Source organism: Brachybacterium sp. HMSC06H03 (assembly GCF_001807385.1).
Taxonomy (GTDB): domain Bacteria; phylum Actinomycetota; class Actinomycetes; order Actinomycetales; family Dermabacteraceae; genus Brachybacterium; species Brachybacterium conglomeratum.
In genome coordinates this window covers 1-12444 of the sequence record NZ_KV788719.1, presented here as the reverse complement: position 1 = coordinate 12444, position 12444 = coordinate 1, and the positions used below count along the sequence as shown (strand labels likewise).

Genomic DNA, 12444 nt, shown 5'->3' with positions numbered 1-12444 from the left:
ACCGGCGCCCTCGGCGCGGGCCGTCTCGCTGCTCGGGTCCAGCAGCGCCGCGGCCGCGGCGAGGGTCCGGTCGGCGGCGGTCACGGCCTCCGGTCCTAACCCCTTCTGCGGGCCGTAGACGGCGGCCGCGCCGTCGTCTCCGAGCAAGGGGTTCGCGACGTCGTTCGCGGCGATCAGCGAGGCGCCCTCGAGTGCGGCGAGGGCCGGGGAGAGGTCGACGCTCGCCAGGGCCTCCAGCCCTGTGAGGCCGGGGGCGATGTCCTCGCCGTCGGCGGTGAGCAGGCGCGCGCCGAGGGCCTGCAGGAGTCCGGCGCCGGCGTCGGTGGAGGCGCTGCCGCCCAGGCCGACGACGATCTCGCGGGCTCCGGCGCGGACCGCGGCGAGGATCAGCTCGCCGAGCCCGCGGGAGGACGCATCGCGCGGGGAGAGCTCGCCGCCCGGCAGCGCCTTCAGGCCGACGGCGTCGGCGAGCTCGAGCACGGCGGTGGTGCCCTCGAGCGCCCAGACCGTCTCGCGCGGCTCTCCTGTCGGGCCGGTGACCGTGGCGGGCTGCGCCGTGGCACCGGCGGCGAGGGCCGCATCGACCGTGCCGTCGCCGCCGTCGGCGATCGGGCAGGCGGTGATCTCGGCGTCCGGGGCCGTGGCGGTGATCCCGCGGGAGAGGGCGGCGACGACCTCGGCGGCGGTGAGGGAGCCCTTGAACTTGTCGGGGGCGAGGAGGAGGCGGGTCATGCGGTGCTCGCGATCTGCTCGACGGTGAGCGACGGGTGGGATATGGCGAAGGCTCGTGCGGCGGTGGCGGACGTCATGGCGCTGGCCCGGATCCTACGGACGTGAAGTGGTTGCTGCTCCCCTGCCCGCGACTCGGACTCCCGATGTCCTGGGCGAGCCGACGGCATGGCCGGACCGGCGGCTCGGTCGAGAGGCCGGCACGGACCGGACGGAGGCGGCTCACCGCGCCCGGGCCTCGCCGAGCACTGTCAGCGGGATCGAGGTGCCGGTGCCGCGGGTGAACCAGCCGACCAGCGGCGGATTCGTGCGGGCGGCGAGGATGACGTGGGCGGTGCCGTCGGCGTCGACCGTGACCTCCTGGATGTGGATGTCCTCGGTGCTGGTGGTGTCGTACGGATAGGTGCGCAGGTGCTCCTCGGCAGCGTCGCGGGCGGAGCCGGTGTGGATCGCGGGGCCGTCCCCGTCGGAGTAGATCCGGGCGGGATCCACGGCCTGGGAGGCGGCGAGGGCGGCGCTGTCGGCGGCGTGCTGGAGGCCGTTGCGCTCCAGCTGCACCCCGGTGATCGAGGTGCCGACGGCGATCACCATGAGGATCACGACGAGCACCCCGGTGGTCAGGATCGTCATCGAGCCGCGCGCGTCCGCCCACCGCTCCCGCAGGGTCGCGACCGGCCGACCGACACCCGCGGCGAGCAGGGTGGCGACCGCGCGAAGCAGGAAGGGGCGGTGGCGCCGCTGATGCGCTGGCCCGGACATCACAGGTCCGCCCGATACTGGTCGACGGGCACCGCATGGGAGGCGCCGACCGCGACGGGGCCGGTCTCCCCGAGGATCGGTCCCAGCCCCGGCACGGGGACGGGGATCCGCACCCGTGCGGTGACGACTCCTCCCGCGGTCGCGCAGGGGTCCTCGCTGCAGCTGAGCTCGACGACGTCGCCCGGCGGGAGGCCGTGGTCCTCGAGGACCAGCTCCATGTGGCGCGAGGCCCGGGCGGCGGCGCGGTCGGGGTCGGGCTCGGTCGCATGGATGCGCGCGGCGTCGCGGGCGATCGTGTCGGCGGCGAAGGCGGCGGCCTGCACGTTGCCGAGGGTGAGCACGAGATAGAGAGTCGGGATCAGCAGCGCCGCGGCCAGCACCACGAACTCGACCAGGGCGTTGCCCTGCTCGTCCCCGAGCCGGTGTCGGAGCCCGTCCGGAGCGGCGGGGAGCAGGAGGCGACGGAGCCCTCTCACCACGCCTCCTCGTCCACAGCCCTGCCCTCGACGCTCAGCGCGCCGGCGGGACCGATCAGCCCCACGAGCGGGAGCGTCGCGTCGACCTGCACGCGGATCGTCCCGTCGTCCTCCTGCACGGCGGTGGCCTCGGCCTCGAGTCCTCGCCCGAAGCGCTCGTCGACGAGCTGCTGCGCCCGCTGGGCGCCGTCCTGCGGGGTCGATCCGGCGAGCGTGGCATGGTGCGCTCCCTGCACGGCGGCGTCGACGAGGGTGTTGCGGGTGTGGACGATGAGCGCCGCCTGGATGACCAGCAGCGCGATCATCACGATCAGCACCGCGACCATCGGGAACTCTGCCACGGCCGCTCCCTCGTCCTCCCGCAGCCGCGCCGCGAGTCGCCCCGACCCTCCCCGTCGCGGCTCTGCGGGGCCCCGGGCGGACAGCCCGCGGTCCTGCACCGCCGCGGTCGCGGGGGTGCAGGGGCGGGGCGTGGCCGGGCGGCGCATCAGCAGGGCGGTTCGCAGGGTACGGGAGCGGTCAGAGGCTGCCGCCGAGGAAGGGCGCCATCGCGTTCTCGAAGATCTGCACGATCTGGTCGGAGGCGACGGCCCAGAGCGCGACGACGATCCCCGCGGTCATGAGGGTGATCAGCACCCAGCCGGGGACGTCTCCCTGCTCCGAGGCCAGACGCGCCAGCAGGCGGCTGCGCAGCCCCGCGTGCTGCCGGGAGGGTCCCGCCGTGCCGGGCCGGGCGAGGCGGTGACGCGGTCGCGTGCGGGTGTGGAGTCGGGTGCGGTGGACGGTCATGTCGGCCTCCTCGGCGGACGGGTCCGGGTCAGGGCCCGGGCGGGTGCGGATCGGAGCGGTCGGGGACGGAGGGACGGAGGACAGGTCGATACGGGACGACGTCGGGGACCGCGACGCCGTCGCCACCGCCGGCGGTGCCGGGGTCGGCATCGGGTGCGGTACCGGTCGGGCGCTCACAGGGAGATCTCCAGCACGGCGAGGCCGGGGAAGATCGCGAAGAGGATCACCAGCGGCAGCACGAAGAACACCACCGGGACGAGCATCGCGATCTCCCGCTGTCCGGCCATCTCCATGAGGTCGCGCTTGGCGTTCTCGCGGGCGTCCTGCGCCTGGGCGCGGAGCACCTCGGCGAGCGGTGTTCCCCGCTCGATCGCGATCGAGACGCCCTCGCCGAACCGGCTGAGGGACTCCAGCGGGGTGCGCGCCCCGAGCGAGGCGAGGGCCTGGGAGACGCTCGATCCGGATCGGATGTCGGCGATCGTCGCGGCGAACTCGTCGGGCAGCGCGCCCGTGGAGGTCCGTGCCACCCGCTCCATCGCCGCGATCGGGCTCTCGCCCGCGGCGACGGCGAGCGCGAGCAGGTCCGCGACGGTCGGGAACTCGCGCGCCATCCGGGAGGCGCGGCGCTTGATCTCCACTCCCAGCAGGTAATCGCGCAGCAGCACGCCCAGCAGCGCGCCGAGCGCCACGATGAACAGCCCCAGCACCGCGCTCGCATCCCGCAGCACGATCGCTGCGACGGCGATGACGATCCCGAGCACGAGGCCGACGGCCCCGAACACGACCTGCTCGATGCGGAAGGAGTCGGCGGAGGTGCGTCGGCCGGCCAGGCGCAGGCGCCGCTCGAGCTGGTCGGCGCCGCCGGTGAGCCGTTCGAGCAGGCCCAGTCCGCGCGCCGCGACCGGGCCGAAGAGGTTCTCCACGACGATGCGGGCCCGGCTCCTGCTGGTCGGCGCCGCGAACAGCGAAGAGGTCCGGGAACGGCGGAGATACGGGTCGACGCGCCGACCGAGGTCCCGCGTGCGCAACCAGGGCAGCTGGGCGGCGAGGAGGTAGAGGCCGGTGCCGAGCATGAGGCCCAGCAGGATCCCGGCGAGCAGGGACATGCTCATCGCAGCACCCTCTCGTCCTGCGGCAGCTGCGCGATCATCAGCATCACCCGGTAGGCGATCAGCGAGACCACCCCGCCGACCACCACCAGGACCATCCCGGCCGCGGAGTCGTAGGCCTGTGCGGCCTCGGGCCGCGTCGACATCAGCGCCAGCACGATCCACGGCGCGACGAGCGCGAGGCGGGCGGCGTTCACGGTCCACGACTGGCGGGCCTCCAGCTCGGCGCGGGTGCGGGAGTCCTCCCGCAGGAATGCCGAGAGGGTGCGCAGGAGCGAGCCGAGATCCGTGCCGCCGACGTCCCGGGTGATCCGCAGCGCCTCCACGATCCGGTCGCCGACGGGATCGGCGAGGCGCACCTTGAGCCGGTCGAGGCAGGCGGCGAAGTCGCCGCTGGCCTGGTAGTCCAGGGCGAACTCGGAGAACGCGGGCCGCAGCTCCTCGGGGCCCTTCCGGCTCAGCTGCACGAGTGCCTCGGGCAGGGAGAGGCCGGCGCGGATGGCGGAGTTGATGTGGTCGACCGCCTCGGGCCACACCTCCCGCATCGCGGTGGTGCGACGTCGCGCCGCCGAGCGCAGCACGAGCACCGGCAGGACCGAGCACAGCAGCCCGATCGTCAGCGCGGGGACGAGCGCACTGGAGATCGCCCACAGCGCGGCGGCGACCACGAGCCCCAGCCCGGCGCTGAGAGCCGGCACGGCGGCGGGAGGCACCGAGTCCAGCCCCACCTTGAGGAGGTCGTCGCGCAGGCGGTCCATCCCTCGAGAGATTCTGCCGGGGCGCGGGACGGCTCCCTCCTGCTCCCACAGCGACCACCAGATCGACAGCAGCCCGAGCCCGGCGACGAGGCCGAGGAACGCTCCGTCGGTCATGCCGCGCTCCTCCCCCCGAGCAGCTCGGCGAGGTCGTGTCCCGCACGGGCGAAGCGCTCGGCGTGCGGCGGATGTCCGTCACCGCGGACCAGCCGATCCCCGCGCAGGGAGAAGACGTCGGTCACCTCGATGACCTCCTCCTCGACCCGTCCGCTGAGGCCGACGATCTCGCGCACCCGTCGGCGCCCGTCGGCGAGGATGTCGAGATGGACGACGAGGTCGATGGCGCTGGCGACCGTGGGGACGACGAAGCGGCTGGAGACGTTCTCCCCCGCCAGCAGCGGCAGCGTGCACAGCTTGGTCACCGCGTCCCGTGCGGAGTTCGCATGGATCGAGGCGAGCCCCGGCAGTCCGCTGTTGAGCGCGATCAGCATGTCGAGGCTCTCCGCCTCACGCACCTCGCCGACGATGATGCGGCTCGGCCGCATCCGCAGCGCCTCCTTCACCAGGCGGCGCATCGAGATCTCGCCGGTCCCCTCGAGGTTCGCCTGGCGGGTCTGCATCGCGACCACGTCCCGCAGGGCGAGGTTCAGCTCGAAGACCTCCTCGATCGTCACCACGCGCTCGCGGACTCCCATCGACTGGGCCAGGCAGCGCAGGAAGGTCGTCTTCCCCGCCCCGGTCGCCCCTGATGTGATCACGTTGAGCCCGGAGGCGATCGCGGCGTCGAGGAAGTCCGCGGCCTGCTGGGTGAGGGACCCGAGGGCGACCATGCCCTGCAGGTCGTGCGCGCGGGCGACGAACTTGCGGATGTTGATCGCCCAGTGCGTGCGGGTCACCGAGGGGATGACGACGTGCAGGCGCGACCCGTCCGGCAGCAGCGCGTCGACGAAGGGGCTGGACATGTCCAGGCGGCGGCCGCTGGAGACGAGCATCCGCTCGACGATCCCGCGGACCTCGTCGTCGGTCAGCACGATGGTGGTCAGCTCGCTGCGCCCGTTCCTCGCGACGAACACCTGGGAGGGCGAGTTCAGCCAGATCTCCTCCACGCCCGGGTCGTCCAGCATCTCCTGCAGCGGGCCGAAGCCGCCGATCCTCGCGGCGACCTGCGCGACCATCGTGTCGTCGTCGTGCAGCACGGGCACCTCGCCCGAGGACGAACGACGGTCGTAGTCGGCGACGACCTCCCGGATCAGCGGCTCGAGCTGATCGGCGTGCACGTCCAGGCCGCGGCGCCTGATCAGCTCCCGCGACTCGGCCTCGATGATGGTGGCGGCGTCCAACGTGTCCCCTCCCCTGCCCTACCGCCCGGTCCCTCCACCGTGCGGCACTGTGACGCAGCTCGCGTCACGCGTGCCACTCTAGGGCGGATCACCGCATGCCGCGCGGCCTATCCAGGGAATGTGGACAACTCTCCGCGCCCGCTCCCATGGCAGGATGACAGCAGCCCACGAGCCGACTCTCACGCAGGAGCTCCCCATGGCCGAGACCACCAGCACGGGCGAGGACGCCCCGAAGCTGTCCCGCCCCACCCTGAAGTACATGGCCAAGCGCGTGATCGCCGAGTTCACGCACGACGGCGGCACCGACCAGGCCGCGAAGCTCACCTACTTCATGGTCCTCTCCATCGCGCCGACGCTGCTGGCGCTGTTCTCGCTGGCGACCCTGCTGCTCTCGGGCATCAAGGACCAGATCGCCGATCTCCTGGTCGACCTGATCAACCAGGCGGCCGGCGGCAGCGGCCTCGGCGCGGAGGATGCGATCAAGAGCACCGTCGACTCCCTCCTCGGCTCCGCGACCGGCGGCACGATCGCCCTGATCATCGGTATCGGCACGGCCCTGTGGTCGGCCTCGGCCTATGTGAAGGCCTACGGACGGGTCGCGAACCAGATCTACGAGGTCCCCGAGGGCCGCGGCCCCATCCGCATGAACGGCACGATGCTGCTGCTGACCCTCGCGTTGATCCTCGGGATCCTGCTGGTGATGGTCTCGCTGCTGCTCAGCGCCTCCCTGGTCGAAGGTCTCCTCGGCCCGATCGCCTCGAGCATCGGGGCCGAGGGCGTGCTCACCTTCCTGCTGGACTCCTTCCTGCCGATCTGGGCGTTCGTGAAGTGGCCCGTGATCCTCGTGATCGCCTTCGCCCTGATCTCGCTGCTGTACTGGGGCGCGCCGAACATCGACAAGCCCTTCCGCTTCATCTCCCCCGGCGGCGTCTTCGCGATCCTCGGCATCGCCGTCGCGGCCGTGGCGCTGTCGATCTACATGGGCACGATCGCCGGCTACTCCAGCTACGGCGCGATCGGCGGCATCATGGCCGTGCTGTTCGCGCTGTGGATCATCAACATCGTGATCATCCTCGGCGCCGAGGTCGACGCCGAGTACGAGCGGGCCCGCGAGCTCGAGGCCGGCAAGCCCGCCGAGGACTCCCTCGCCCTGCCGATGCGGGAGAGCGCCGGCGCGGAGAAGGCCGAGGAGAAGCGGGAGGCGATCGTCGACGAGGGCCGCGACATCCGCCTGCGCAACCTCCACCACGACTCCGGCGCCTACACCGGCGAGGACGCCCGCCTCACCCCGCGCCACGGCGTGCCCGTCGTCGACGGCGAGTCGGAGGCCGACGGGAAGTCCTCCGAGAAGGACTCCTGAGATGTGCGGGCGCTTCGCCTTCTTCCAGGAGATCGATCCGCTGCTGGACGACCTGGGGGCCGTGGACCTCGAGGACCCGCGCCTGCGCTCGCGCTGGAACATCCCGCCGACCGCCCCGATCCACGTGGTCACCGAGTCGATCGACAAGGAGACCGGCGAGGTGCTCCGCGCGCTGCGGGTCGCCCGCTGGGGTCTGCTGCCTCCCTTCGCGAAGGACGAGTCCTTCTCCTCGCGCACCTTCAACGCCCGCCGCGAGACCCTCGGCGAGAAGCCCAGCTTCCGCGGCAGCCTCTCCCGCTACCGGGCGATCGTCCCGATGGACGGCTACTACGAGTGGGTGCGCGATGAGAAGGGCAAGCGCAAGCAGCCGTACTTCATCGCCCCGGCCGACGGCTCGCCGCTCTACATGGCGGCGCTGGTCTCCTGGTGGAAGGGTCCGGGCGGCCACGAGGGTCCCGCGGCCAGTGACGACGGGGCGTTCCTGCTGAGCGCCACCATCATCACGCGCGAGGCCACCGGTGACCTCGCCCGGATCCACGACCGCACCCCGGTGATGCTCCCGCGCGACCAGGTCGATGCCTGGCTGGACACCTCGATGGATCACAAGGAAGCCGCCGCCGCGTGGATCAACGACGACTCCCATCTGCTGGAGGACTCTCTGCTGGCCGTGCGCGAGGTCGATCCGGCCGTGGGCAAGGTCGGCAACGACGGCCCCGAGCTGCTCGAAGGGCCGCGGCGCCTGCTGTGACCGCAGCGTCACGGGGCCAGGACCGCCCGGACACGAGAGCCGCACGTGTGACGGGCCCCGCAGGCACACCGCCCTTCCGTCCCACTGCGGTCTGACGCCGCGGCACCGCCCCGCCCGTACGCTCGTGGACATGACCGGCCCGTCCCCCTCCGCCCCGCCCCCGGAGCCCGCGCCTGCCCACCGGGCGACCGCTGCGCGCCCCGGTGGGCGCTCCGGTGCCCGCGGAGGCCTGCGCGACCCGTTCCGCTGGATCATCGAGAACCCCGGCACCGTCGACCTCATCGGCTTCGGCACGGCCGCCGCCCTCATGCTGCTGTTCGGCGCCGGCGCCGGGGGTTCCGGCTGGTGGATGCTGTTCTCGGTCCCGATGGTGCTCGCGGGGGCGGTCTGCCGCACCCGCCCCCTGCTGGGCGTGATCGTGATCGGCGTGCTCGCCGTCTCCCACGTGCTGGTCGGCATCCCCGTCGTCGCGGGCGACGCGATGACCTTCTACGCCATGTTCTGCGCCGTCGCCTACGGCAGCACGGCCGTGCACCTGATCGGCGTGGCCGCGGGGATGCTCGGGGTGCTCGTCCAGGCGAGCTGGTTCGGGATCGTCACGGCGTTCGGCGAGTACGGCAGCCCCGGCCAGGGGGCGATCACCTTCGTCGGCCTGGGCATCATCGGGACCATCACGATCGTCGCGATCTGGGCCCTCGCCAACCTGCAGCGGGCCCGGGTGCGTCAGCTCGCCCTGACCCGCGACCGGGCCGAGCAGGCGGTGCGCGAGCGGGAGCAGCGCACCGCGCTCGCCGTCGCCGACGAGCGCGCCCGCATCGCCCGCGAGATGCACGACGTCGTCGCCCACTCCCTCTCCGTCATCATCGCCCAGGCCGACGGCGGGCGCTTCGTCGCCTCCCAGAAGCCGGAGAAAGCCGTCGAGGTGCTCGGCACCATCGGCGAGACCGGCCGCGCCGCGCTCGCCGACATGCGCTCCCTGCTGGGCGTGCTGCGTCAGGAGGACGAGACCAGCTTCGGTCCGCAGCCGGGCCCCGAGCAGCTGCCCGAGCTGCTCGAGCGCGTCCGCGCCGCGGGCCTCGAGGTCGACCTCGAGGCCGAGGGCTCCCTCGAGCAGCTCCCCTCGTCGGTCGGCATGTCCGTGTTCCGCCTGGTGCAGGAGGCGCTCACCAACGTGCTCAAGCACGCCGGACCCGGCGCGAGCGCCTCCGTGCGCCTGGTCCGCGGCGCCGAGGGCCTCCAAATCGAGGTCGTCGACGACGGCCAGGGCACCGACCCGACGTCCGACGGACTCGGCCACGGCCTGACCGGGATGCGGGAGCGGATGAGCGTGCTCGGCGGGACGCTGCAGGCCGGGCCGCTCCCCTCCCGCGGCTACCGTGTGCGGGCGACCGTGCCGCTGCCCGCCGGCGACGGCACCTCCGCCGCCGCCGACGACCCCGCCTCCCCCTGCACCACCACCGACCCCGGCACGTCCCCCGGCCCTGCGGCCGACGACCCTCGAGGAGAGACCCCATGACCGAGACCGCCGACCGTCCCCTGCGCGTCGCCCTGGTCGACGACCAGCCGCTGGTGCGCACCGGTTTCGCCATGGTCATCGACTCCCAGGACGACATGGAGGTCGTGCTGCAGGCCACGGACGGCGCCGAGGCCGTGCGCGAGCTGTCCGCCCGCAGCGTCGACGTGGTGCTGATGGACGTGCGGATGCCGCGGATGGACGGGATCGAGGCGACCTCGACGCTGCTGGAGCGTCTGCCCGTCGAGCGGGCCCCGAAGATCATCGTGCTGACCACCTTCGATCTCGACGAGTACGTGGTCGCCGCGATCCGCGCCGGGGCCAGCGGCTTCCTGCTCAAGGACGCCCAGCCCGAGGACCTCCTGGGCGCGATCCGCACGGTCCACCGCGGTGACGCGGTGATCGCCCCGTCGGCCACCCGTCGGCTCCTCGAGCGGGTGGTCTCCACCCCCGAGCCCGCCGAGCAGGACGCCTCCGTGCTCGCGGAGCTCACCGAGCGCGAGCGCGAGGTGCTCACCCTGATGGGGCGGGGCCGCTCGAACCGGGAGATCGGCGCGCAGCTGTTCGTCGCCGAGGCGACGGTGAAGACCCATGTGGGGCGGGTCCTCGCAAAGCTCGGCGCCCGCGACCGGGTGCAGGCCGTGATCATCGCCTTCGAGACCGGGCTGGTCACCCCCGGCGAGCACTGAGCCGCAGGCACCGCCGGGCCCCGGCTCGCGGTGCTCTCCCTCGCGCGCCGCACGGCCGGCGGTCGCGGCCGCGTCATCCCTGGGTATGACGGCCTCCCCTCCCTCGGTCTCCCCCGGTCCGCGAGGCCGCGACCGGGGGCTGACGCCCGCGGGGCCCGTGCTCGGGAAGCATCGGGATCGGCATCATGACCCCGTCGCGAAGGACTTCCCGATGACCACCGCCGCCCAGGCCGCTCCCCCGCCCTCCGCCGACGCCTCCGGTGACCCCGTGGCGCTGCGCGCCCGCGCCGTGACCCGCACCTACGGCAGCGGCGCCGGCACCGTCACGGCGCTGGACGCCGTGGACCTCGACATCGCCCGCGGCGCCTTCACCGCGATCATGGGCCCCTCCGGCTCGGGCAAGTCGACGCTGCTGCACGTGCTCGCGGGCCTCGACGAGGTCACCTCCGGCTCGATCGAGCTCGAGGGCACCGAGATCACCTCGCTGCGCGACGACGCCCTGACCCGACTGCGCCGCGAGCGGATCGGCTTCGTGTTCCAGTCGTTCAACCTCCTGCCGATGCTGACCGCGGAGCAGAACATCCTGCTCCCCCTCGAGCTCGCCGGGACCCGCGTGGACCGCGCCTCGCTGGACACCCTCACCTCCGCCTTCGGCATCGCGGACCGGCTCGACCACCTGCCCTCCCAGCTCTCCGGCGGACAGATCCAGCGCGTGGCGATCTCCCGCGCGCTGGTCACCTCCCCGGCCGTGGTCTTCGCCGACGAGCCGACCGGCAACCTCGACTCCCGCACCACCGAGGAGGTGCTGGACTTCCTGCGCCTCTCGGTGGACGAGTTCGGCCAGACCGTCGTGATGGTCACCCACGAGCGCGACGCCGCCGAGCGCGCCGACCGGATCCTCACCCTCGCTGACGGCCGGATCGCCTCCGACGAGGACCTGCGCGGGACCCGCACCGCGCGCTTTGCGCCTCAGGGGCAGGAGCAGCGCTGATGGCCCGCTCCACCGTGAAGCTGACCCCGGTGCGCCACCACCTCGCGGCGGGCGTCACCATCGCCCTGTCCTGCGCCTTCGTCGCGATCATGGTGCTGGCCGGGAACCTGATGCAGGCCTCCCTGCGCTCCCAGGCCTCCCAGATGTACGAGGGTGCGGACCTGGAGGTCAAGCGCGAGCTGTCCGACGAGGACTGGGCCTCCGAGGAGCCGCTTCCGGCCCCCGAGATCGAGGGCGCCGAGGCCGGTTGGCCCGCGCCCCGCAGCTATCTCGAGGCGAGCTCGACCAGCGGCGACGGCTTCTTCGAGGCCACGATGCTCCCGCCCGGCCAGGAGGACGCCCTCGAGGAGGGCTCCGCCGCCGGCACCGAGTCCGAGATCGTGCTCTCCCGCTCCGCCGCCGACGCCCTCGAGGCGGGGGTCGGCGACCCGATCACCGTGCAGGGCTCCGGCCCGGCCGCCGGCGAGGACCCGGCGCAGGCGGCGCAGCGGACCCTCACCGTCTCCGGCATCGCCGCGGACCCCGCCGGCGCAGTCTTCGGCGGCACCCCGCGCCTGATGCTCCAGGACGTCAACGCCGCCGCCCTGCTCGGGCCGACCGCCGGGACGACCACCGACACCTGGCTCGCCACGGTCCCCGACGGCGAGGACCCCGCCGCGGTGGCCGAGGCCGCCTCGGCCACCACCGCCGAGGGCATCACCGTGCGCGGCGTCGAGGAGGCCGAGGAGGAGGCCGCCGGCGACTTCATGCAGGGCTTCGGAGCGCTCGGGATGATCCTCGGCGTGTTCGTGGTGATCGCGCTGTTCACCAGCGCCGTCGTCATCGCGAACACCTTCGCCGTCACGCTCGCGCAGCGCACCCGCTCCCTCGCGCTGCTGCGCACCCTCGGCGCGACCCGCGCCCAGGTCCGCTCCGTGGTGCTGCGCGAATCGCTGCTGGTCGGGCTGCTCGGCGCGGCGGTCGGCGTGGTCGCCGGGCACCTGCTGGTCCAGGCCGCGCTCGCGGGCGCCGCCGGGCTCGGCTGGCTGAACGGCGTCGCCCCGGTGCCGGTGAGCCTGTGGTCGGTGCTGCTTCCGCTGCTGGCGGGCGTCGCGATCACCGTGCTCGCGAGCCTCGCCCCGATGCGCTCCGCCACCCGGGTCGCGCCGCTGCAGGCGCTGCGCCCGCAGCCGCCCGCCGTCACCCG

The 12444-nt window shown here is 73.4% G+C and carries 14 protein-coding genes; 6 read left to right on the top strand and 8 right to left on the bottom strand.

What is annotated here, in order from left to right; translation table 11 throughout:
- The 8 genes from HMPREF3159_RS05415 to HMPREF3159_RS05380 all read right to left on the bottom strand — a co-directional run.
- On the bottom strand, positions 1-732 hold a 732-nt coding region (locus HMPREF3159_RS05415; RefSeq protein ID WP_141748082.1), incomplete at its 3' end, for a glycerate kinase.
- Between the two features lie 219 nt (positions 733-951).
- The gene (locus tag HMPREF3159_RS05410) at positions 952-1488 is read right to left on the bottom strand and encodes a pilus assembly protein TadG-related protein (RefSeq protein ID WP_246821485.1); all 537 of its coding nucleotides are present in this window, start codon (positions 1486-1488) and stop codon (positions 952-954) included.
- Positions 1488-1964: a TadE/TadG family type IV pilus assembly protein gene (locus HMPREF3159_RS05405; RefSeq protein WP_246821484.1), complete on the bottom strand. Its 477-nt coding sequence runs from the start codon at positions 1962-1964 to the stop codon at positions 1488-1490. Before HMPREF3159_RS05405 ends, HMPREF3159_RS05410 begins: the two co-directional genes overlap by 1 nt.
- A complete protein-coding gene (locus HMPREF3159_RS05400; protein ID WP_083305807.1) occupies positions 1961-2305 on the bottom strand; it encodes a TadE family protein in 345 nt (114 codons plus the stop codon). The genes HMPREF3159_RS05405 and HMPREF3159_RS05400 overlap by 4 nt, the downstream gene beginning before the upstream one ends.
- Before the next feature lie 178 nt (positions 2306-2483).
- Complete coding sequence (locus HMPREF3159_RS05395; RefSeq protein ID WP_070500019.1) at positions 2484-2753, bottom strand: hypothetical protein; 270 nt, start codon at positions 2751-2753, stop codon at positions 2484-2486.
- Between the two features lie 173 nt (positions 2754-2926).
- Entirely contained in the window at positions 2927-3865 is a 939-nt protein-coding gene (locus HMPREF3159_RS05390) for a type II secretion system F family protein (protein WP_070500018.1), read from the bottom strand.
- Positions 3862-4734, bottom strand: a complete 873-nt coding sequence (locus HMPREF3159_RS05385) for a type II secretion system F family protein (RefSeq protein ID WP_070500017.1) — start codon at positions 4732-4734, stop codon at positions 3862-3864. The genes HMPREF3159_RS05390 and HMPREF3159_RS05385 overlap by 4 nt, the downstream gene beginning before the upstream one ends.
- Positions 4731-5957, bottom strand: a complete 1227-nt coding sequence (locus HMPREF3159_RS05380; protein WP_070500016.1) for a TadA family conjugal transfer-associated ATPase — start codon at positions 5955-5957, stop codon at positions 4731-4733. The genes HMPREF3159_RS05385 and HMPREF3159_RS05380 overlap by 4 nt, the downstream gene beginning before the upstream one ends.
- A 154-nt stretch (positions 5958-6111) precedes the next feature.
- Here HMPREF3159_RS05380 and HMPREF3159_RS05375 point away from each other — a divergent pair, with 154 nt between their 5' ends.
- From HMPREF3159_RS05375 to HMPREF3159_RS05350, 6 genes are all read left to right on the top strand, one after another.
- Entirely contained in the window at positions 6112-7317 is a 1206-nt protein-coding gene (locus HMPREF3159_RS05375) for a YihY/virulence factor BrkB family protein (protein WP_246821483.1), read from the top strand.
- Between the two features lies 1 nt (position 7318).
- A complete protein-coding gene (locus HMPREF3159_RS05370; protein ID WP_070500014.1) occupies positions 7319-8065 on the top strand; it encodes an SOS response-associated peptidase in 747 nt (248 codons plus the stop codon).
- A 130-nt stretch (positions 8066-8195) separates the two neighbouring features.
- The gene (locus HMPREF3159_RS05365) at positions 8196-9581 is read left to right on the top strand and encodes a sensor histidine kinase (protein WP_070500013.1); all 1386 of its coding nucleotides are present in this window, start codon (positions 8196-8198) and stop codon (positions 9579-9581) included.
- Positions 9578-10267: a response regulator gene (locus HMPREF3159_RS05360; RefSeq protein WP_070500012.1), complete on the top strand. Its 690-nt coding sequence runs from the start codon at positions 9578-9580 to the stop codon at positions 10265-10267. Before HMPREF3159_RS05365 ends, HMPREF3159_RS05360 begins: the two co-directional genes overlap by 4 nt.
- 211 nt (positions 10268-10478) lie before the next feature.
- Positions 10479-11258, top strand: coding sequence for an ABC transporter ATP-binding protein (locus HMPREF3159_RS05355; RefSeq protein WP_070500011.1), 780 nt, complete (start codon positions 10479-10481; stop codon positions 11256-11258).
- A partial coding sequence (locus tag HMPREF3159_RS05350) for an ABC transporter permease (protein ID WP_141748081.1) occupies positions 11258-12444 on the top strand: 1187 nt, incomplete at its 3' end. The genes HMPREF3159_RS05355 and HMPREF3159_RS05350, both read left to right, overlap by 1 nt.